This window comes from Candidatus Mycoplasma haematominutum 'Birmingham 1', from assembly GCF_000319365.1.
Lineage (GTDB): Bacteria > Bacillota_I > Bacilli_A > Mycoplasmatales > Mycoplasmoidaceae > Eperythrozoon_A > Eperythrozoon_A haematominutum.
In genome coordinates this window covers 28,519-51,504 of the sequence record NC_021007.1, presented here as the reverse complement: position 1 = coordinate 51,504, position 22,986 = coordinate 28,519, and the positions used below count along the sequence as shown (strand labels likewise).

Genomic DNA, 22,986 nt, shown 5'->3' with positions numbered 1-22,986 from the left:
AAAATTTAAAGATTATTCTTCCAACGTTGAAAGGCTAGTGCTAATTGAAGATTCTGACTAGCACTCAGACTACTTTCAAAAATCACCTGACATACAGTTTTATTCTCCTCTGAACTATCAGTATTCTCCCCTCACTGACACTTATCAAATTCTTGATTTCCGAACAACAACTTAATATCTTTGGCATCAAATTGAGTAGATAGTTTTGTCGTTGGACTCTGTTCGCTTTTCGCAGTATCCCTAAGTTTTGCTTGTAGAGATTTCAGGGTAGGGGTATATTTCAAGTAATCAAAATTTTTTCAGGCTCATGAAGTTTCATCAATCTGTCGTCCCTCCCCCTGTTCGCTGAGCACTCCCTCAAAAAGTAATTGATTTAAAAACTCATAAATCTTGGTTTCTCGTTCTTGGGGAATTTTTGCCGAAATTGCAATATTATCTAGTAGCCACAGCGAGGGAGTTCCCTCAAAAATATGAAATTTATTATCAACATCCTGTAGTTTTACATCTTCCTTCAGAGTCCTATAAGTATAGAGCGCATCTCCATTGTACATAAAAGCACCATTAAGTTCTCCAGACAGCATCATTTCTGAGACTAAAGATGAATTTGGGTGCAAAAAAATAGAATTAGATCCTAATCTTCCTAACTTATTATTTTTTACTAAGTTAGACAGCTGTGAATAGAAATTTAATTGATCATTTTTAGAGATCTCGCTCAATTTTTTTGTATCTCCTGAAATTAACTTGGAAATATAAAAAATTGTTAACTCATCTTCTATCAAAGCCAATTTCGGTGCGGTATTATTGTTGGGTAAAAATCTGCTGTCTTCGGCAATTGCTTCCAACAAATTCTCTCACTTTAAAGTTTCTGAATTTTTGAGTTTTTCGCCCGTATATACAAAGGTTAGATAACTCAAAAAATAGGGAATTCCATATTCATAAAACTTTGCATTTTTAGAAAAAAGCTGATTGATAACTGGATCAAATAAATCTTCTGTAAAAGGTTTATGGGGTGCTTGCTCTTTGGATTTATATTTTTCAGGTATCGAGCTAAATTGAGACCAATCTATTTTTTTGACCAAGTTTTGAGAAATAGCTTCCTCGAGAGTGGAAGAGCTAATAATTGCTAAATCATAAGTGCCGGAACGGAATCCACTTAATACCTCTTTATCATTCTCAAAATAAGTTGTTTTAATTCCAAATTTTTCAAAAGCTTCGCTAGCTACTTCATCACTGATATAAGCTTGGTAGGTGGCTAATCTTAATTCATTATTTCAGAGGGATTGAATACTAATTAAAGAGGTTGGGAGAGCTAGTGAGGTTATTGGAGTGACTCAGAGGAGCTTTAAAGTCATTGCGGAAATTTCAAGAAACTTAATTTACTTTTAGGCTGACATTTATTAAAGGCTGAAACTGATAAAAAAGTAAGAATAGAAAGTAAAAATAGAAGAGAACCAAAGGTGAGCGCTCATCCTTTTATGCCCTTTTTCATGGTATAAAACTGAGTGGTCAAGGTAGTAATTCTACCCTTAACTAAGTTGGAAATAATAAAGTCATCCATTGAAAGAATCATCATCACTAGAGAACTAAAAATTAAAGTTCCCTTCAATTGGGGAGCTAATACCTTCATCAATGCTTCTAAATTGCTGTAATTCAAATCATGACAGGCAAGCAATAGTCTTCGATCTAATTTTTCAAATTTAGGATAAATCAGAATAATCCCATATGGCACTAAAAAAGCTATATGGGTCAATACTAGGGTCAAAAAGCCAAAATCCAAACCTAAGGGTAAAAATACAGCAGAAAATAACAGCATAAAAGAGATTCCCTGAATTAATTCGGGAGAAGAAATTGATAAATTAGACAATCGAAAAACCGTTTTCCGTAACTTACCCCCTCTTTTTCAAATAGCAAATGAGCTTAAGAGTGAAATTCAGAGAGAGGGAAATAATGCGGATAAGCCTATAAACAGGGAATTTAAAAGGCTAGTTCAGAAAGAATCATTATCTCCGGGAGAAAGAGAGAAAAATGTGCTGTAATTTTTGAAGGTAAAGGAAGATGCTGAATTTTGCAAATTAGTGCTAACAATTCCCTTTTCATTGGGAGTATTAAAAGATAAAAACACAATAATTACTCAGGGAAAATAAAGTATCAGAAAAAAGAAAAATATACTCATTTTTCGAAACCAATCAGACCATCTTGAGCTGTCTTGAATATAAAAAGATAGTCCATAAAACATCTCTTAAAAAGATTGATTTAAAATTCCAAAATTTTCTCCCGCTCTCAGCTGTAGGAGTGCTTTTTTATGTTTAAATTGCAATCTTTGCTGGAATTTTTTACAACTTATGCAAAAAGCTTTAAATGAGGAAATTCCAAATACAATTCCAAAAGTTGATAACACAAATAACATGCTCACTAATAGAGAGATAAATGGCCTGGACTCATTCGAAGAAACAATCATTAGTGCAATGCTTGAAATAACCTCTCCTATAAGTTGCGATGAAGGGTCATGATTTAAAAATTCAGAAATAAAGGTAGTAAATAACGAAGGTAAAAAGAACATCATGGAAGAGGAAATGAAAGTGGTTTTTGATCAGGGTAAAAGTAAGTAAAATAATTCCCCTCAGAATGTTTGACCTAAATCTCTAATGGCCCAATTTCTATGTTTAGGGAGAGCAGAGAGAGTATTTATAAAGTTGTAAATTATTAGTGGCAAGGAAAGATACACTAATCCAATTATTGTATATATAATGCCTCGAGTACTATTTAGTGTTCCATTAAAAAAGTCAAAACAGCTTTTGAGCCCAATTAGTTTTATAAAGTAATTACTTATCAGTGGGAAACTTAGGAGTAACAGTAATTTCTTTTTCGCTTCTGAAGAAGAAGTAAATCAAATTAATACAGCTAGTGGGAAGGCAATTATTAGGGAAAATATTAAAGCGCAGCAAGACACGAAGAAACTTAAGGCTAGTGAATAAAAAATATTAGGAGTTAAATTATCTCATTGGGGGCTAACAAAAGATTGAACACTATATGCACCTAACAAAAGTGATGGTAGCAAAATAGTTAAAAGTGCAAATACAATAAATGGAATCAAAAAAACTTCTCATTTACGAACTTTTAGATATAGTCAATTGAACACAAGCTTCATCTTTAATTACCTGGAAATTTCATAAGATGAACATCTTCTGAATCTCACAGTAAATCAATATGGGTTCCTTTTTTTACTTCATTAAAACTCTCCACTGAAATGTCTGAGGCTCCAAAAAGACATTTCAGTTCTCACAGCTGACCTTTATATATTGCATCAATAACCTCCACTGAAATAAAACCTGTACCTAATTGAGTCACATCATAGTCTTCTGGTCTAATCATCACCTGTACTCTCTCGTTAGGTTGAAACCCCCTAATATTGTCTAATTTGAATACCATATCATTTACATAAACTTGTCAAGGAGAGAGGTATATCCCGTCAAAAATATTGGATTTGCCCATAAAATTAGCTACTCACTCATTTACTGGGGAGTCATATACCTCTGAAGGTGATCCTATCTGCTCAATTTTCCCCCTCTTTAAAACTACCACTTGATCTGAAAGGAGTAATGCTTCTTTCTGATCATGTGTAATCAAGAGAAAAGTAAGCTTCAAAGTTTGATGTAATTTCTTAAGTTCTATCTGCATTTTCTCTCTCATGTCTTTATCAATAGCTGAGAGAGGCTCATCAAGCAAAATTATTTGAGGTTCTGTAATTAAAGCTCTCGCTAATGCCACTTTTTGTTTGGTGCCTCCCGAGAGAGTCTCTATTGAAGAATTTTTATAACTCTCTAAACCTAATAGGGTAGAGATTTCTGCAACTTTAGCCTCAATTTCCTCTGAAGTAAAAGGTCTAGAAATATATTTATATCGCAACTCCTTTTCTTTCAAAATTGGGTAATACTCTCATCAAGATTTTCAATAGTCTAGATCCAGAAGCTTGGATTTAATCATGCTTAGATAAAAAAAAATTAATTTTCGTTTGAAATTTTTATGCCTGGTATCGTCCACAACATAATGAGCTCACTTTTTAAAAAGCATGGCAAATTTATCAGTCTCTTTTTGGAGTTTTTTAAGTTTTTCTTGACTTTTAAACTTTGCTTTATCTATAAGTTGTTGCATTTTTTCCACTTTGTAATTTGGGGGATTGGACAGAAGTACTCTTTTTTTTTTAAGGCCAAAGGATATATTCTCAAATACTGTTAAGTGAGGAAAGAGAGCGTAATCTTGAAATACCGTAGAAGTAGGTCTTAAATCTGCAGGAATATCTTTTATGTCTATTCCTGAAAGCAAAATCTTACCCTTATCGGGCTTTATGAAACCTCCGATCAAATTAAGAATTGTAGTTTTACCTGAACCGGAAGGTCCGATAATTGTCACGAAAGAGCCTTTTTCAATGGTGAGATTGAAATTATCTAATACCAAATTTTCCTTTGCCTCATATCTTTTCGAGATTGACTGTAATTGAAGGAGAGGGGTAGTCTCCTTCAATTCAGGAACTGCTACAAAAAGGGAGAATTAAACACCGCTCTCTTTCTAATTACTTCAAAATCAACTATTTTACAGATATAACTTTTTTGTAGGGGGAGGAAATAAAAACCCTCGCGAGAGGGTTTCTAGCTTCTTCTAACTAATTCAAGTTAGTTTTTACTACTTTCTGTATTAGGTTCTGTGGGCATCTCAATCGGTTTATTCTTTCCTGAAATATCATCCAAATGATCCTGATATTCTTTTAAATCTTCCTTAAATCATCTGGTTTCTTTTTCTGCTTGATCTAATCTACTTTGAGTCTTTCTATCATATTCATTAAATCTAGAGATTTGTGCATTTATCTTCTTTAAATCTTCCTGCTTCAAGGTTATTTCATCATAATATTTTTTTAACTTGCTATTTATTTTCTCTAGATATTTAATTAATTTTTTAGTTAACTCTTTGTAGAGAAGAGTTTGATTATCGAGTAAATATGCTATTCTATCTTGAATGTGGTACGCTGTCGTGAAATCTGTAGGAGTATGGGTCTCTTGCAGCTTAGAGAGTAAATTGAAAAAAATTAAATGCTCATCACACAATTTTTGAATCAAAGCCGGTTCGGCTAGTGGAAAATCTTTTAAGTTGTAATCCATAGTATCCTTGTCCCCTTGTTGCTCCTTCATCAATTTGTGCTGTTCTTCAATAAAGTCTCTTGGCTCTGCTTCTGGGGGTGTTGGAATATCCGCCTTCTTGTCTTTGAAAAAAGAGACCTTGAGCATATCCAGTGGAGAGGTTTTTTTGGAGCCGGAATTTCGGCGCAATCAAGATCTCCTAGCGTTTGAGCAATACGCCTGTTGTTTTGCATATTGAGGAGGTAAATTTAGAGAATCTTCACTTAACTTTTCCTCTTGCGCTTCTTGTGGAGCAGCTGGGAAGCCCTCTAATTTTTCCTGTATCTCTCTCTCGCTGAGCTCTATCTTCTCTTCAGGCTCAAATGTCTCAGGAATAGACGAATTTCAATCTATTGATACATTTTTATCGAGTTGATAGTTATAGTATTTTTCAGTTTCATTAACTCCTCAAACCACTTCATTTTCAAAACCATAATCACAACAATTGAAAAAATTATTTTCTTCTGGACTTAATTCTCTAGACATATGCGTTTACTAACTAAGTTTAAGTTTTAATCAACCTTGCTGTAAAGCCACTAAATGTTTATTGTAGACTTGTCTAATACTAGCATCTAGCGGTGCTGTCTTCTTAACTTCCCTATCCCAGTACATTCAAGAGTGGGAAAATCTGCTCCTCTGATAATCCTCCCTTAAAACCATTCTCTCAAAAGAGGGTAAATTGCCCTCTAAATTTAGTCCTTCATTATCTAATAGGAACAAATCGTTAAAGAAAGATCAAGTAGGAAGTCATTTCTTGAATTTTTGTAACTCTCTAATTTGTGCAATGCGCGAACAATTCAGTAGCATCGATTCACTAAAGCTACTATAGAAAGTTCTCGAATATTCTTCGACTTCAAAATCTCTAAATTTCTTTAATTTCATGAACTCTCGAGATTCAATATCCACGCATTCATCCGAAGAGAAGGAGAGTGCATTCTCTGTATTGCTCAATATATTTATAGGTATTCCTTTAGGTGATCTAATATGTACATCTTTTGCAGAAACTCTCTTGGTTTTCTCCGGAGTTATGTTGTGCCTCGATAACGTTTCTGAGATCCCATCAAGTTCGGGGAGAATGGAGTATAAAGCTGAACTAGCCCCTAAAGGAAACACTAAAAAAGGTTGCTCATTTAATAACTTCATCATTCTATTCAATTCGGGAGCTATTTCCTGATTGGCTTGAAGTAATAATTCTTCATCAGAAAGATGATTTTCGAAATATCTATCCTTTAGGGTTTGCACCATCTTCCAACTATCTTTGCTGTAATTTAATAAATCATATTCTCCGAAATTCTCCAAAAACTCCTTATATAGTGAAGAGGGAGAAGCGGGGGCTTTTTCTCTAATGGTTTTTCAATAAGGGGGTATCTCAGGTTTTTCATATAAAACACTGCTCTCTTGATCTATAAATGTTGGGGAAATAGGTGATACTTGCTGAAATTTGGTGCGAAAAGGTTTTAATTCCACCTGGGTTCAGGGAAACTGTCTATATCTAGAACGATCATAAAATTTTTGAATAATTTTTTTATTTTTTATGGCAAATTTCACTAGTGGAGTAGGTATAACCTTTAGGGAGAGTGACTCTCCCTTCATCTTTTTCATGAAAAAAGGAATTTCTGTATAAGTTACTCATTTTTTATGCTGCTCTCAATCTGCGGCGGTTTCTTTTTGCTTTTTTAATTCATTTTTTCTAAATGATTGAAAGTGATTTTTGGCAAATAAATTTCTGATTTTACCTTCTTTGGGATCAAAAAAACGATTTTCAATGACTTCTGGTGCATGTTCTGCTCGACTTAAAAGTTTGTTAGGAAGATAAATTCCGGTACTCTTAACTTTCGCTGCAGACTCGCTAAAATCCACAATTTCGGGAGGGAGATAAATTTCACTTCTCTCTCCTCTAGCATTTTTTTTAAGTCAAGCATCAAACATATTTCTAAATCGACTGGGGCGTGCTGCAGTGCTATAAAAATTGAGTTTTTGTAATTCTTGCTTTCTTACTTCTGAAGCTTCTCCTTCTGTGGGTAACAATTGTTCAAAAATAACATCTTCAACAACTGATTTAGTTAATTTTTCAGGAGCTGGAGTAGAGCTCCTCTTTAATTTGACTTCTTGTTTTCGAAGGAAAAATTGATTAACCTTAAGCTCTATTTTTATCGCCTTTTGTTGAAGCACTTTAAGTTGTTCATCAACTTGCTTTAAATAGCCTCCCTTAAATTCTTTTTGATCATCTAACTCACCTACAAGATTATGGGTGCGTGTTTCTAAATTGTTGTATTTAGTTTGCTTGCGTTTAGAAATGGTTTTTGTCTGAGACTGAGTAGATAAATCAACTTCCCTAATTTTTTGCTTCTTTTTGGGTGCAGTTTTTGAGGCTTTTTTAGCCGATGCAGCTCTCTTTTGCTCTTCCAATTTGTGCAAATAAGCCTCTTCTGATTTAGCTCTCTTAATTGGTTGTGCAGCTGTTTTTTTCCCCTCCTTAGTTACCTTCTTTCCTTTTTTATGTGATAAGTCCTTTGCTTTAACAGCCTTCTTATCTTTTCGGAGTGCAAGGGTAGCCCCTTCCTCCGATAAATTAATTTCTTCAATCAACCGAATTCTCCCCTTAACCTTTTTTGGTGATTCTGATACTTCTATACTTTTTCCCCTGAATTGTGCAGCTTTAGTTCTAGCTGCAGATGCTTGTTTAGATTTTTGCCTAGATTTTCTAGAAGTTTTATGTTTGAATTGAGGTAACTTTACTTTTTCCTCAAAACTTAATTCTTCTATCATTTGGGCTTTCTCAACATCGGAAATATCCTTATGACTAACTATATGGGGAGATTTTCGTTTTTTCTCAACCTTCGCCTCCTTTCTAGTTAATTTAGGAGCTTTTAGCTTTTTACTGTAACTTTCTGAGAAATTAATAGAGCCTATCATATCAGCTTTTTCTCCCTCAGAAACTCTGGATTTTCTCACTCGAGGTGAAGGGGAGCTTTTCTCCTTCTTAGAAGTTTTTGATTTCAAATGATCATCTTTCATTTTGGATCCTCCTCCGTCTTCAAAATTAAGACCTTCCATCATGGAAGCCTTTTCAATTTCGGACAGCTCTTTATGCCTGATAGTATGAGTAGGCTTTTTCCTATCTTTTTGTAATTCTGCTTTAGATAATTTAGGTGCTTTTAACTTAGAGCTGTAGCTTTCAGAGATATTAATTGACTCCATCATTCGTGCTTTCTCCAACTCTGTTAATTCTCTTTCCCTCACTTTTGTAACAATTGATTTTTTCTGCTTTGGTTTTTTAATAGTTTTTACAGTAACTACCTTAGTAGAAATTTTTCCTTTTTTTCGTTTCTCCAATTGAACAGTTAACTTCTTTACCATAAATTCTCTAAAAAATTGAAATCATTAAATTTGAGACTACCATTTCCTTTCTATAAAAGAGTGTTGGAGGGCTCCAACCCTCCTTAGGGTTGTAATTTTAAAAAATAGGGAGGATTCTTATATCTTTTTCTCCCTATGAAACTTAAAAAAACAATATCCTTGATGAGAGGTTGTCGGAAATTCTAATCAAAGTCTAGGGAAGCTCTTCCTTAGCCTTCTCTAACTCTTGTAGTACTGCTTCAGATTGTCATGAAACTGAGGGGGGCGCTCCCTCAGTCTCTAATTCTTTCTTAACTTGCTCTTTATAAAACACTGAATACTGATTCATAAGCTCTTCCATCTTATTTAAGTCCTCTCCTATAGTCATTTCTGGAATTCCCTCATATCTAAAGATTGGTGCATGTTCAGCGTGAGAAAACTCAAAAGCTTCTCCTATTTCTGCTTTAGATAGAGAAAGTCTCTTTTCCGGTTCTTCCCAGTCAGTAACTATAGTATGTCTAAAGTCTTCCCTAAATCTATCAAAGAAAAGATTGATGGCTGGTAGGTCTCAGTAGAATCATTTTTCCTGGGGATCATGTCACTGAATATCGCTTTTGGCAGTAGTTCAGTCAGTATTTTCCCGTACCATTCTCTCAACTTCTTCGGGAGTGTAGTGACGTAGTATAGAAAATCTCATAACCATTTTGGAAAGATTCTGTATGAATTGCGGAGTTGGATGTAATTCTCGTTGTGGAGCGCTTTTTGGAACCTCAGGAGAAAAGCAACGATGCAAAAACATAGAGGGGAGGGAATTTTGCAATGGAATGGGCAATTCCTTCATTCAATCTCGTTGAACAGGAATCCTCAATAGTTCAGAAAGTTTCTCCTCTTGTTTCAATTTTTCGGCAGGCAATTTCACTTGAGCGATTGTTTGCTTCTTTTCTGGATAAATCACTGTTTCCAATTTCTTAGAGATGTTCTCACATACATCAGTAAGATTCAATTGTTTCAAACTGGAAATAGTACTTTCCTTTTCAAACTCTAGTAGTCTCTTTTTCAACTCAAAATGCAATTCATGCTTATCTAGTAAGAGAGAATATTCTTTACAACCGGGAAAGTGAATTAAAGTTGAAGCTGTTTGTTCCATCATTTTGCGGTGAAGTTTTAACTTATCCCCTATATGAAGTTGACTTGTGTTATCTACATATTGACCTAAAAAAAATCAGAGATAGGGGGCCTGTAATTTAGACTGAAACACTTCTTTATAAATTGAGCCAGGAGCTGCAACACTCAGCTCTGAGAGAATATTAGGTTCATATCAGTTAATCTCCTCTTGAGGATGATAAAAGAGTCTTGAAAACCTCTCCGGTTTAGGGGGGGTGGTATAGGATTTATGAGCATCTTGAGCTATTACCTTTTGAATTCACTCTTGCTCCTGTAAATATAACGAATTTAGTGCTCAACTAGAAAGTTTAGGAGCAGGCTCTTGTCTAAGCAAGAGCTACTTCTTTCTCTCTCTCTAGGTTTTAGGAGGAAATGGTTTTAGAGTAAGAAACTAACGTTTCCAACCCTACCTGGAACATCTTACCCAATCCTTCCTCTCTTTCTTTTCTAGTTAATTCAATTACTCCTGAAGTTCTATTGGAATCTACATCAGACACTGTCAAAATAGTTAAAAATTTTTTGTTATGATATATCGCATTTAATCCTAGAGCATAGGCTTCCATCTCTACAGTATCACAACCAGTTTTACGATGCAATTCACTCAGAGAGTATTTGGAATAAAAATTATCTGAGGTAAAATTTCTCACTGATTTTAGTGGAATTCCCAAACTTTCTGCAGTCTTCTTGGCAAGATTAATTAATTCGTGATCAGGTTTGATATCTTCTGAAGGGTTTAAGTGTAATAGTTCCCCGTAATTGGAATTGGAGTGAATTGAGGTAACTAATACTAAATCATTTACATTGACGTCTTCAGACATTCCTCCGCAAGATCCTAGTCTAATTACTATATCAGCATCATATATCTCTGGAGAAAATAACTCATAGCTGTATATGCCCATAGAACCTACTCCCATCCCATGAGCCATTAGTGTTATCTCCACTCCCTTGTACATACCGGTGTAGCAATAAACATTTCTAACTTCACTCAGTAATTTCGGAGAAGTTAGGTAGAGTTCTGCAAATCTTTTACATCTTAAAGGATCTCCTGTTACTAACACTAATTTAGATATCGAACCTTTAGGTGCACTATTATGCACTGTCGACATCCTAATTAGGTATTTTTATTGATTTTAAGAGTTTTTTAACTAGCTAGGAGGGACGTTCCCGACATTGCTGATGGTTGAGAAATTGAGAGAAGCTCCAATATTGTAGGGGCAATATCTCCCAACTTTCCTTCGCTTCGAAGACTTCTAGCTTTATCACATAAGATGAACGGTACTGGAGAAGTTGTATGAGCAGTATGAGGTTTGCCTAAACTATCTTTCATAATATCAGCATTTCCGTGATCTGCAATTACCACAAGAGTGTAGCCTTGCTTTTGCGATAATTCATACAATTCTCCTAATGTTCTGTCTACAGCACTACATGCTTTTACCGTAGCTTCAAAATCACCAGAATGACCTACCATATCTGGATTAGCAAAATTAATTACCACTAAGTCATATTTTTGAGTCTCCAATGCTCCCTTAATTTGACTGAACAACTCCACTATGGACATTTCCGGTGCTTTATCATAAGTTCCTACCTTGGGAGACTGAACTATTATCTTCCTAATATTTTGCAAATCTCTTTCGACTCCTCCATCAAAAAAATAAGTCACATGAGGATACTTTTCACTTTCTGCCGCCCTTAATTGAGCACCACCCTGATCACTAATTACCTGACCTAATGTATTTTCTAGTGAAATTGGGGGAAAAAATACTCCAGAGAGGTGAATTTTTTCATAATCCATCATTGAATAAAGAGAAAGACCCTTAGGTATCAGTGGAGAGGAATATTCATATAGTCCATCAGACCCCACTAATGCATGAGATAATTGCTTAGCTCTATCTGGTCTGAAATTTAAAAATACCACTTTATCTCCAGATTTAAGAGCTTCTCCTCTATCTAAATATTCCTGAGATACTGCAGGCTCTATAAATTCATCAGTCACTCCAGCTGAATATTGTCTCTGAACATACTCTTCTGCACTTCTAAAACTTTTTATTCCCCGTTGAAGGGTAATAGCTCTCAATACCTTCTCTAACCTATCTCAATTTTTATCTCGATCCATAGAATAATATCTACCGGAAATGGTGGCCAATCTAGCATTGTTTATGTTTAATTCCCGAATTATCTCAGTTAAATCCTTCAAAAATTGACTAGGAGCTACATCTCTTCCGTCACTGAATAAATGCACCAAAGGAGATATATTGTGATGCTTAGCAACTTTTAAAAAAGCAAACAAATGGTCCAGGTGAGAGTGTACTCCTCCCTTGGATGCTAATATCAACAGATGAAGATTGGAGCTAGGCTCTACTTTTAACTCTCTGAACAACTTAACAATCGTTTCATTATTTTCAAACTCTCCCTTCTTGATTGATTGTGAAATCCTATAGAGTCCTGTTTCTACTACTCTACCGGCTCCTATATTGAGATGACCAACTTCAGAATTTCCCATCTGACCGGCTGGTAGTCCTACCTCTTCTCCAGAAGCTATCAATTGAGTAAAGGGATATTCCGCTCTCAATCTATCAAAATTAGGAGTTTCTGCATGAGCAATCGCATTCCATTCTCTTTCTTCTCTAAGACCTCACCCATCTAAGATGGTGAGTATAACCTTCTTATTCAACTACCCTATAAAAGAATTTTTACCTCTCCATAGCCATATCTCATAGATCATGAATATTTAGTGCGGCAGAACCTACGAGTATTCCATCAATATTTCCCTCTTTCAAATAATCTTTGTAGTTAGATTTGTTCACTGATCCTCCATAGAGTAACCTAACCCTATTGGCTGGTTCGCCCCACATATCTATAATTAACTTTCTTATCTCTGAAAGTTGTTGAGCTGCTACTTCAGCGGCCATGGGAATTCCACTACCAATTGCTGTAATAGGTTCAAATGCAATTATTATTTTTTCTAAGTGTTGAGCATTTAAGAAAAACAATTCATTTTTAATTTCTTTTAGCGGTTCCTTACCACAGCAATACACGATATTAAAACCATTGAGTAGTGCAGTTCTTACTTTTTTTGTAATAATTTCCTCACTTTGACCTAATAATCTACATTCTGAATGTCCTATTAAGGTAGAATAAACGTTTATAGAGCTTAGTTGAGTAGCAGAAATTGAAGAAGTGTAAGCTCCTTTTTCTACGTGATGCACATCCTGGGAGAATATCTGCAATTCGCTCCCTAATTCCTGATTAACTCTTTCTAAATATATATAGGGAATAGCTAATCCCAATCTGTGAGCAGGAGACTCTCTCTGTAACTTTTTACGTAACTCTAGACAGTAAAAATCAAATTCATGTCTCAATAGATTCATTTTTAAATTACCAATAATTAATTTTTTGCCTCCCGTAGCCATATTCTTGAACTAGTCTTCCATCTTAATGTTAGTTAAAAAATCCTATCTCTTAGAATATTTGAAACTCTTGTTAAATACCGCTATTATTAATCTCTTAAGAATTATGAAGGAAGGTAATCCTGTCAAACAGAGTAGCACTAAGGTAAATATCTTATTTCTCTTATTTAACTTAAAAACATGTTCTCTTAATTCAGCGCCCATATTCAGTTCGTTTACATTAAAAACGTCCAAGGCCTTATTGATAACCATCTTTAGTGGAAATCGCGTAAAAATCATGGTTAAGATTCCTGAATTAAATAGTCAAAAAGCTATATCCACAAGTCGATCTGGAATTTTTCCTGTATCTCATTTCACTATTTCCTGAAACATTTGAGTGAATTTCTGAAATTTATTTCAATAAAATTCAGCTGTTTTCGTTGCAACATGTTGATATAGATATCACCCATTTGCAACTGTTAGAACATTTACTCCAAGACCAAATAGGGAAAATCCTATTCAAAAAATATTCATTCTTCACTTGAAAATGGAAAGCACATTTTGAGTACTTGCTGGAGTCATGCATGTAGGATAGTACATCATTTTGCACAAATTATTTTCATGAACAATATACTTTTTTTTCAAACGTAATCGTTCAACATTCCTAAGACAGAGATAGAGTATACCTGAAACAATGCCACACATTGCACATCTCATTCCAGTATTTGATGCAACCGAAGAAACTCACGATAGTATATTGTCAATTAAAGAAGTTGATCCTCAAACTTTAATAATGATATTGACTCCCATAAAGAGCATCCCAATCATAAATATCTGACTCAATAGAACTCAAACGCATATCCTGCGTTCCAGTTTCCTGTAGTATTTCTTAAGCTTAGGTATATCAATTGGAGGTAAAAAAGCTTCTGTATTCGCAACATCTTCCTCTCTCTCCTCAATTTCAGCGCTAGCGGGTACTGCGGTCGCTTCCAAGCTCAATCCAGAATCATTCAATTGGAGTGGAAATTGAGTTTGAGCGCTAACAGCTCCATCTTCAGCTACAACCTGAGAGTTTACAGACATCTCCTAATAGACAAAAAAAGCCTGCCGAAGCAGGCTAATTAAGCTACAACTACAAAGCGAAAATTTCTGGTCTATAACACAATAGCTTTAATTTAAGTCAAATAATTAAGAAGGTTTTCTAAACCTTCTTACTTAATTCACTATCTAATTCAGAAACTTGCTCCATGACATCTCTATTAAAGCCCGTATATATAAAACTCTCAGGATTCAAATTCATAACTCGCTTCAATTTATTAAATTTATCTTCTCTTTCAGTAATATCTCTAACTAAAGCTTCAATTCTATTAAATTGGGTCAAATATAGTTCTCCAATTTCTTCTTTATTAGTTTCTGATAAATTGCTGATTATTCTACTTAAAGAGATAATTTGATAGTCTATGTGGGCCATCTTGGAGGCATAATTTTTATCCAATATCTTTTGAGAATCTAAGTATAGTGAAATTTGACTCTTAAATTGTACTACCTTTTGATTAAGACTCATATTTTCCCCATATAATGCTAAAAATTGTCTATACTCCTTAGATTGAGGTAATTGATCCGCAAATCTACTATTTGAAAAAGGTGTAGAAGCCCTAATTGTATAAAGTAGTCTATCCATATCTTTTTCTATCTTTGCGGAATTTAATTTAGTCTCAAATAAATTTTCTAAGGTATTTATCAAATCAGATTTAATGGCAGAAGAAACTGTATCATAAAGAGCCAATATATTACTTTTTTGAAGTTTTAAATGGTTCAATAAACTTTCAATTTTAGCTACTCCATCTATTGAGGAGAGCAATATCAAGGTATTGCTTACTTTCTCCTCCAGTGTCGAAGCTGAAGAATAACATTTCTCTACATTGAAACTAGGATCCTCTATTAAATTCCTATTAGCGACTACCTGTATGCTTTCCCTCATCTCTAAAACTTTCTAAAGGTTAAGTTAATTTTAATGAGATTTTAAGTGTTTTAGACTTTTCCTAGCTTTTAGTAGAAATTAAAGATTTAAAAAATGAGTGAGGTAATTGAAGTTTAGAGCTTTCTTTCATTTTCTTTTTCCCTTCTGCCTGTCTTTCTCAAAGTTTCTTCTTTCTGGAGATATCTCCTCCATAACATTTTGCTGCCACTGCTTTTCTAAGTGCCTTCACATTCTCCCTGGCTATTACTTTTCCCCCTATTTTAGCCTGCAATGCTAATTCATAAAGTTGAGAGGGAACATTCTCTTTTAATTTCAACAGAATTTCTCTACCTCTCTTAATTGCTTCACTGCTTTCAGATAAAAAGCTTAATTCGGGGTATTCTATATTATTTATAAATATTCCCACTTTCACTAAAGAGAGGGGATAGTAATCTTCAAATGCATAGTTATAGGTTACATATCCCTTAGTAATTGAATACAATTGGTGAACAAAAGCGGAATTTAACTCACTAAGCGGAATTAAATAAGTTAACTCCAAGTCAACTCCTCGCTCTATATTAAGTAATTCTGCGTTTCTCCTAAAGGATAAAAAAGAAATAAACTCTTTCTCATATTGAGAGTCTAGAGAAAAATTCAATAATATGTAAGGTTCTAAATATTCCCTAACTAGATTTTGAGCTGGTAACTGATGAGTCGCTGAAAAATATACTTCTTCCCCAGATTTAAGTATTGCTTTGTATTCACTCATGGCAGGTCCATTAACTAATTTCAAGTTAAATTCCCTTTCAAGTCTGGTAATTAAAACCTCAAGATGTAGGGGTCCTAATGCTCCTATATTAGCTCCAAATCCTAATGCTGAAGATTGAGTAAAACTGTACCTAAAGGAAGAATCTGACAAGCTGAGTGAAGCTAAGCTGGTTGTAAAAAGTGTTCTCTGAGTATCATCATAAGGTGCTATAAAGCTAAATATCATAGGCTTAAGCTCTCCAATTTTAGAGGTTGGTAGTAAATCTAATTCGACCCTGGGGGGAGTAGGATAGCTACAAAGATGCTCTCCGCTCTCTAGTTTCAATTCTTTAGGTAAAAACAGATAGATACGACCTACATCTCCTGCTGAAATTTTTTCAGACTTTTGAGAGTGGGGGGTGAGAAATTCTATCTCCCTAATCCTGACTTTCAATTTAGACTTAACTAAGTATATTTCCGACCCCTTTGCAGCTTCTCCTGTAAATACCCTAACTGTAAGTATCGTACCCTTCTGATTGTGAAATTCAGCCTCAAATACTAGTGCGTAAAATTCCCTCTTTTTAATAAAGGGAATATTCAGAGATGCAAGATACCTATTTTGATAGTGGGGAGGAATTTTCAGAGTAAGGGAATCGAGTAATTCTAAGATACCCTTTCCCTCTCTAGCGGAAATTTTGTGACAATCTGTCAGAAGATAGGGAAAAGCGCTTAACCTGGACTGAATTTCTGATATTCTTTCCATTGTGGCTAGGGGAGAATCTATTTTATTTAGAACAGGTATTAACCTAAGTCCCTCTGATTTTGCCTGCTTAAGTAACGACACTGTCTGAGATTGTATACCTTTAGTTACATCAATCAACAGTATTGCGGCTTCTGATACTTTGAGACTCCTAACCACTTCTGCTGAAAAATCTACATGTCCGGGCGTATCTATTAAATTGAGCACATAATCTTTCCATGTCAGTCTTATTGCGGCCAACTTGATAGTAATCCCCTTTTCTTTTTCTAGTTCCATACTGTCTAAAAAACAATTTGTAATGGAGGCATGTGGTAGGCCTAGACAAGCTTCTATAATTCTGTCAGAAAGGGTAGATTTCCCGTGATCTATATGAGCGATAATGCTAAAATTACGAGTTTCGATAGTCTAATTTTTTTTAAGGGAACATTTCGGTATAGCTCTACCTATAGGTTTATCACTAAAGCGCTTTAATCTCTTATACATTCACCTAGAATAAGAACCTAGAGATAAATCTAAATAGGGTCAACCTCAGTAGATAATTTTTACATTAAAAGTTTTTAGTGTATCCCAGTCAATTAAAAATTCATGGGTTATTTTTAAATGTCAACTTTTAGCTCTACATGTAAAAGCTGTAACATTTTTTCAGCCTCCTAAAGACTCAATAAATTTTTTATAACGCTCTCTCTCTAACTCACTAGAGCGAGAGGGAAATATCTTTCAAAAGAAAAATGAAATAGCACTTTTAACCCGCCTCAAAATTGCAAATATAGGTCCAAAAAATCAGTCAATATATGATTTGCAAGCCCTATAAGAATCTCCAAAAAGATCATCTAATGATTTGATAATTGCTGCTTTTAGAGAAAACTTAGACACTAAGATGTTACTACTCTCCCTTTGAGTTAAAAGGGCTTGCGCCCTTAAAGTTAAAGCTCTAACTTAGGGAAAAGGTCGAAAAAAATAGCTAACACTTCTGAGTGTGTCTTAGATAGCAATTTCTACATAAAACTATATATTGTTCATTTCCGACTAAAATATTGTCCTTCTCAAAAGACTGTTGAGAATCTTTGAGTGCACTAAAATTGGCCACATTGTAGCAACGCTCACAAACTGAATTCAATTTTTTTATTTTATTGGATAATGCTAGCAAATCTCCCATAGGTCCAAATGTTTTCATATTAGCATCTAAATCTAATCCTGAAATAATTACATTTACCTCCTTGGACAGTAAAGATTTAACCACTGAAATTAACTCACTAGAGAAAAAATGAGCTTCATCAATTAAAGTCGTTAACGGTTCTAAACTGTTTTCAGGAATATAGTTTAGTATCTCCTGGGGATTCTGTTCATCTATAATAATTGCTTCATTTGACTGGGAGTAATATCTCGAAGAAATTGTATTCTCATTTCTAGAGTCTATCTTAGGCTTAAAGATAATATACTTAATTTTCTGATAATTTAGTCTATCAATAATTGAAAACAATTCTTTAGATTTGCCTGATTTCATAGGACCGCAAATCACAGTAAGGATAGCAGAACTAGAATTCATTTTTAAACTGATGAAATAATCTGAACTATCTCTCCTCCTCGCAACTGATAAGTCTTAGAAACGCTACTTAATAAATTTGTAAAATTCTGACCTTTTTCTAGTTTTAAAAATTTCTCACTTTCCACAATCTTGGAGCTTACAAAATAGTTGGAGAGGTCATTATGAATTCTAGCTGCACTTCGAGCAAGATTTTCGGAAGTTACAAAAAATCAAGCTCTAACTTCCCCTCCCGTAGGTTCTAATGTTCAGGAAAAATTAGAGAGACTATATTTTTTTTTATTCTTGTCTTCCAGTTTGAAGGTGTAAAAAATATTTAATCCTAAAGTTTGAACTATAGTTTTCAATAACTCCAAAATTGATGAATCTCTAAGATATTCAGAATTCCTTAGACTTTCCTTTTCCTCGGTGTTATTAGATAAATTATGTAATTCTTCTCCCTCAATATTTAAAGCACTAAAAGAAAGAGAATTATTTTTAGTTCACTTCTTTAATTCTGATAGTTTTTTTAGTGATTCCTTACTAGAACCGTAATTGGAAAGCACTACTGTTTTTTTAGTAGTTAAAAGAGAGAGTCTATCTAATAACTGTTTTTCTCAGTCAGTAGATTTTTTATATCTAGAAAGTAAATAAATAGGAATATATTTCCGCTCTTCTAATTCTTTCTTAATTGAAAGAAGTAAATTTAACTCTTTCTCAAAAACTAATTTATCCTTGCTGTACTTAGTTATTAATTTGGAAATAAGCTCTAAATCGGAATGAATTAAGGTCATTAATACTAACTTGAGCTCGAAAATTGATTCACTTTTAACTTTGGAAGTGTCTGAATAAGATAGGTAAGAAGATAACTCTGTATGCTCCTCTAGAAAAGTTTTAAGTTGTGATTCTACAGAGTCATTTGTAAAAGTTCTCACTACTAGCAGTATTAAGTCTACGCCTCTAATATATGAGAGAAAAGACGGTCCTAGTTCGCTTTTTTTCTCACTATCTACACCATCCACCGGAACAATTCCCGCCAAATCAATAAGTTCAAATTTACATTCTTTTTTAATTAACTTAGAATACTCTAAATTGGGAAATCAGTAAAGTAGTTGAGAGTATAAATTATTTAAGGTAATATCCGGAAAATTGATTACTACTTTAGTGGGCTGAATTGTAGAAAAAGGGAAGGGGGCAGCGACTGATTTAGCGGAAGAACTTAACAAATTAAAAAGTGAAGATTTTCCTACATTGGGAAGTCCGACCAGTCCTATCTTATAGATCACTTAAACTTTGAAAGATTTTATTTTAGAAAAATAAAAAAATTGAATAATCTTATTTTTTTTAATTAACTGGGAATGTCTGTCAAACCTGTTTTGCTTTGTGGAATACAACCTACTTCCGAATTGACTATTGGAAACTATATAGGTGCTTTGCTGCCTCTAATTCAAGCCCAAGATGAATATGAAACAATTTTGCTAGTAGCTGATTTACATGCATATACAATACCTTTATCAACTCAAAAAATAGGATTTTCAGAAATAAAGGAACGGTCCAAATCCCTGGTAAAGTGAGCAGTAGCTGCTGGAGTAGATATTCAAAAAACCAAGATTGTATTTCAGTCAAGTTTAAGCTCGGAACATTTGGAGCTTTTTTATTTTTTAATGACTCACTGTAAATTAGGTGAATTGAAGTTAATGACTCAATACAAATTTTTAATGACTCAATTTAAACAGGCTAATCAAACAGAACCGGCTCTACTAGGAGTTTTGCTATATCCTGTATTGATGGCTGCGGATATTCTATTGTACGATGCTTCAGTGCTCTCGGTGGGAGAAGATCAGATACAGCATTTAGAATTGTGCGCTTCCATAAGAGAAAGAATAAATAGACTCTACTCTAAAACTATTTTTCCAAATAAAATAACGGCTTTAGAGACTCACCTAAATTCTCTAAAAATAATGGATTTACAAGATCCTACAAAAAAAATGTCTAAAAGTTCCGCTAATAAAGAGGGAATTATTTTTATTACTGATAGTGAGGGAGAGATTCAGCGAAAAATTCAAAAAGCTAAAACTGATTCTTGAAATACTATTGCACTCAATAAAGAAGGTCAACCGGGCATTCACAATCTCTTAAGTCTATATTCAGCTTTATCTAATATTCCGTTAGGAGATGCTCTCTCTAAATTAAAGCACTTAAATTACGCTGAACTTAAAAAAGAAATAAGTGTGTTAATTTCTAATACTTTAAAGAAAATACAGTCAAAATATGAAGAGGTGAAATGGGAAGAATTGGAAGTAAGTATTTTAAAAAGTACAGAAATATTAAAAATACGAGCGCAATCTAAATTAGAATTCATACGAACGCAGTTGCACTCCTACTCCTAGAAAGTGGAAAAAATCAAACTTACTCCCGAAGAAATGTATAAGCTATGATGCGATCATGAAAGTAACAGTTTTGTAGAGAAGAGAAAGTTAAGTGAATTGAAGCCACAAGATATAGTGGAGTTATTTTCCCCTAGTGGAGAAGAATTCCAATTTGGTACTTCTGGTATTAGATCAATTGTGGGAGTGGGTCCTAAACGCTTAAATTTACACACATATAGAGTGTTTGCGGAGGCTTATGCAAAATTTCTGAATTCTAAATATGATAGAGCCAAGGTATTAATTGGTTATGACAATAGAGAATTAAGCAAATCTTTTGCAAGAGCAGTATATAAGGTGCTGGTGTTCAATAATGTGCGAGCCATTCTCTCTACAGTATCTGTTCCTACTCCCATTCTGGCTTACTACATTAAAAAAAGACAATTCCATGGTGGAATAATGATTACAGCCAGTCACAATCCTCCCGAATACAATGGAATGAAATTTTATGATGGTAGAGGAGGCCAACTGTCCATGGAAGAAGAAGCTGAAATTCGAAAATTATTTAGAAAGCCGGAGAGATACCTAAGTATTAGATGAAATCCTGAAATAAAAATTAACGCTATTGGAAATGAAGCTTTTCATGAGTATGCACTAGACCTGCAGAGGGAAATAGGTATTAGATTAGGGGGTTTTTACCCCCTTGGAAGTACTATTATTCGAACAATTAAATTTCTATTTTCTTCACATCACGGAACTTCTTCAGGGAGGATGAAACACCTCTCAAAAATGATGGGTTCACAGCAATTTAGGGAATTCGGTCCAGAGTGTACTCCCACCTTTTCATTTCCAAAAAATGAAATAATCAACCCTGAATATCCCCAATCCTTTCAAGCTATGGAAAGTGAAGCAAGAAGTATGGAGATAGATTATTTAGTTGCACATGATCCTGATTCAGATAGAGGGGCTCTAGGAGAATTTGATGGAACTTCTTGATATTACTTTACAGGTAATGAAATGGCTATACTTCTAGCAGTATTTCTCCTTGAATTAGCTAGTAACCCTAAATACAATATTGAAGTGAATTACAAATATTTAATTACTACCTATGTCAGTGGTGATTTCATTGATAAAGTGGTCTCATCTTTTAATAGGGAAATAGAAATTAAACGGACTAATACAGGGTTTAAGAGTATTGGTCAAATGATTGAAAAGTATTCTAAAAGGGGCGAAGTTCTATTAGGATGTGAAGAAGCTATTGGATTATCTATCTTTTCCAACCTTTCTCTCGAAAAGGATGGATTCCAGCAAACAGTGCTAACTATTTTTATGATTGGTTACTATAAATTTCACTCCAAAAATTTAATTACTCAGCTCTACTGACTCATGTGAGAGCTTCAAACTATCTGGTTGGGAAAAACTATTGTATTTAACTTAAGGAATCTCAAGCATAGGGAGGCGATACTCACCAAACTAAAAACACTATTACACTCCCAAACTCTATTAAACATAGCTGGCTTTAAGTTGAAAGTTTTACCCGGAGAAATTCCTGAAATATTTACATTTCAATTTGAAAATTCCGAAAGTTGAATTAAAGCGAGATTTTCTGGTACTGAACCTAAATTCAAACTTTACTTCAACATATATAGCTTTTTTGAAAAATCTTCCAAACAGCTTCATAAAAACAATTGAATGGAATTCATTAAGGGAGAAAGAATGAAATTGGAAAAAACAATTGCTTCTATCAACAGGGAGTTAAAAATGATATTACTAACTTCTAAAGACTAAAAGTTAGATAAAAAGTTTAAAGTTCCTCTCCTCCTGGAGAGGACTCTTAAAACCTCTTAGTAGAGAGTTTTAGATGTGTAGCTGCGGCTTGACTTTAGACATCCTAGATTTTTTCTGCTTAGCTCTGTAATCTCTTCACCTAGACATTAAATATTCTCTAGTAAGCCCCTCTCTTAGTAGTCAACTATTAAATTCTCCATAACCCATCTTCATTTCTCCCCTCCATAATTCATAAATGCAAAATAGGGAAATCAGTGGAGTAACTGTCAAGACAATCAACATCTCTCACCAAAATAATATGGGGAAGGGAGTACATCAATCAAAAAAATTGATAAAAAATCTCAAAACTAAGAATTTTGACCTTTAAACAACATTTTTTGTAATTTATTATCTTTTTCTAATACAATATTTTTTTCCACTTGATCCTTAGTTTGTTTTAACAGCGAATCTTTAGATTGAGAAATCTGTTCTCCTAATTTATGAACTCTATCTTGCATACCTGAACATTGTTTCTGACAGTGTTCGCAATAGTAATGATCTTTATTTACCGCATTGTAGACTAATGCAAATTCTTTTTCAATACTCTCCCCAATTTGCTTTCAATCTTCCTGGTTTAAATTTTTTCAACCTTTTTGCTTTACATCCAAAATTAACTTACAAACATATGTAGCAAATCCTAGAATAGAGGGAATAACTGTCCCAAGTACTCACCCAATAGTAGTACCGTCATAAACAAGAAGACTAGCTGACATGAATTAGGACCTTTAAAAGTCCTAATTATTG

The 22,986-nt window shown here is 34.1% G+C and carries 19 protein-coding genes; 2 read left to right on the top strand and 17 right to left on the bottom strand.

Annotated elements, in window-relative coordinates; genetic code table 4:
• Window positions 1-5 precede the first annotated feature (5 nt).
• From MHM_RS00270 to MHM_RS00195, 16 genes are all read right to left on the bottom strand, one after another.
• Window positions 6-1,352 (bottom strand): type 2 periplasmic-binding domain-containing protein, encoded by a 1,347-nt coding sequence (locus MHM_RS00270; RefSeq protein WP_015511430.1) that lies wholly within the window; start codon window positions 1,350-1,352, stop codon window positions 6-8.
• The gene (locus MHM_RS00265) at window positions 1,343-2,236 is read right to left on the bottom strand and encodes an ABC transporter permease (protein ID WP_015511429.1); all 894 of its coding nucleotides are present in this window, start codon (window positions 2,234-2,236) and stop codon (window positions 1,343-1,345) included. The genes MHM_RS00270 and MHM_RS00265 overlap by 10 nt, the downstream gene beginning before the upstream one ends.
• Window positions 2,237-2,239: 3 nt before the next feature.
• Window positions 2,240-2,725, bottom strand: coding sequence for a hypothetical protein (locus MHM_RS03040; protein ID WP_245529177.1), 486 nt, complete (start codon window positions 2,723-2,725; stop codon window positions 2,240-2,242).
• Window positions 2,726-3,150: 425 nt separating this feature from the next.
• Window positions 3,151-4,521: an ABC transporter ATP-binding protein gene (locus tag MHM_RS00255; protein WP_015511427.1), complete on the bottom strand. Its 1,371-nt coding sequence runs from the start codon at window positions 4,519-4,521 to the stop codon at window positions 3,151-3,153.
• Between the two features lie 149 nt (window positions 4,522-4,670).
• A complete protein-coding gene (locus MHM_RS00250; RefSeq protein ID WP_015511426.1) occupies window positions 4,671-5,657 on the bottom strand; it encodes a hypothetical protein in 987 nt (328 codons plus the stop codon).
• Between the two features lie 9 nt (window positions 5,658-5,666).
• Complete coding sequence (locus MHM_RS00245; RefSeq protein ID WP_015511425.1) at window positions 5,667-8,531, bottom strand: hypothetical protein; 2,865 nt, start codon at window positions 8,529-8,531, stop codon at window positions 5,667-5,669.
• A gap of 193 nt (window positions 8,532-8,724) precedes the next feature.
• Window positions 8,725-10,008, bottom strand: a complete 1,284-nt coding sequence (locus tag MHM_RS02820; RefSeq protein ID WP_015511424.1) for a hypothetical protein — start codon at window positions 10,006-10,008, stop codon at window positions 8,725-8,727.
• A 28-nt stretch (window positions 10,009-10,036) separates the two neighbouring features.
• The gene (locus tag MHM_RS00235) at window positions 10,037-10,780 is read right to left on the bottom strand and encodes a purine-nucleoside phosphorylase (protein ID WP_015511423.1); all 744 of its coding nucleotides are present in this window, start codon (window positions 10,778-10,780) and stop codon (window positions 10,037-10,039) included.
• Between the two features lie 35 nt (window positions 10,781-10,815).
• Window positions 10,816-12,345 carry a 2,3-bisphosphoglycerate-independent phosphoglycerate mutase gene (gpmI, locus tag MHM_RS00230; RefSeq protein WP_015511422.1) on the bottom strand — a complete coding sequence of 510 codons (1,530 nt, stop codon included), beginning with the start codon at window positions 12,343-12,345 and terminating at the stop codon, window positions 10,816-10,818.
• A 19-nt stretch (window positions 12,346-12,364) separates the two neighbouring features.
• Entirely contained in the window at window positions 12,365-13,084 is a 720-nt protein-coding gene (locus tag MHM_RS00225) for a triose-phosphate isomerase (protein WP_015511421.1), read from the bottom strand.
• A gap of 42 nt (window positions 13,085-13,126) precedes the next feature.
• Complete coding sequence (locus tag MHM_RS00220; RefSeq protein WP_015511420.1) at window positions 13,127-14,143, bottom strand: hypothetical protein; 1,017 nt, start codon at window positions 14,141-14,143, stop codon at window positions 13,127-13,129.
• A 118-nt stretch (window positions 14,144-14,261) separates the two neighbouring features.
• Window positions 14,262-15,041, bottom strand: a complete 780-nt coding sequence (locus MHM_RS00215) for a hypothetical protein (protein ID WP_015511419.1) — start codon at window positions 15,039-15,041, stop codon at window positions 14,262-14,264.
• A gap of 61 nt (window positions 15,042-15,102) precedes the next feature.
• A complete protein-coding gene (locus MHM_RS00210; RefSeq protein ID WP_015511418.1) occupies window positions 15,103-16,929 on the bottom strand; it encodes a GTP-binding protein in 1,827 nt (608 codons plus the stop codon).
• Window positions 16,930-16,932: 3 nt separating this feature from the next.
• Window positions 16,933-17,400 (bottom strand): hypothetical protein, encoded by a 468-nt coding sequence (locus tag MHM_RS00205; protein WP_015511417.1) that lies wholly within the window; start codon window positions 17,398-17,400, stop codon window positions 16,933-16,935.
• 88 nt (window positions 17,401-17,488) lie between these two features.
• Entirely contained in the window at window positions 17,489-18,073 is a 585-nt protein-coding gene (locus tag MHM_RS00200; protein ID WP_015511416.1) for a thymidine kinase, read from the bottom strand.
• Window positions 18,074-18,075: 2 nt separating this feature from the next.
• The gene (locus MHM_RS00195; protein WP_015511415.1) at window positions 18,076-19,335 is read right to left on the bottom strand and encodes a DUF933 domain-containing protein; all 1,260 of its coding nucleotides are present in this window, start codon (window positions 19,333-19,335) and stop codon (window positions 18,076-18,078) included.
• A gap of 72 nt (window positions 19,336-19,407) precedes the next feature.
• Here MHM_RS00195 and trpS point away from each other — a divergent pair, with 72 nt between their 5' ends.
• Together trpS and MHM_RS00185 are read left to right on the top strand one after the other, a co-directional pair.
• Window positions 19,408-20,439, top strand: a complete 1,032-nt coding sequence (trpS, locus tag MHM_RS00190) for a tryptophan--tRNA ligase (protein WP_015511414.1) — start codon at window positions 19,408-19,410, stop codon at window positions 20,437-20,439.
• A gap of 3 nt (window positions 20,440-20,442) precedes the next feature.
• Window positions 20,443-22,203: a phosphohexomutase domain-containing protein gene (locus MHM_RS00185; protein WP_015511413.1), complete on the top strand. Its 1,761-nt coding sequence runs from the start codon at window positions 20,443-20,445 to the stop codon at window positions 22,201-22,203.
• A 347-nt stretch (window positions 22,204-22,550) separates the two neighbouring features.
• On the opposite strand, the gene MHM_RS00175 is transcribed toward MHM_RS00185, so the two are convergent.
• Entirely contained in the window at window positions 22,551-22,955 is a 405-nt protein-coding gene (locus MHM_RS00175; RefSeq protein ID WP_015511411.1) for a hypothetical protein, read from the bottom strand.
• Window positions 22,956-22,986 lie beyond the last annotated feature (31 nt).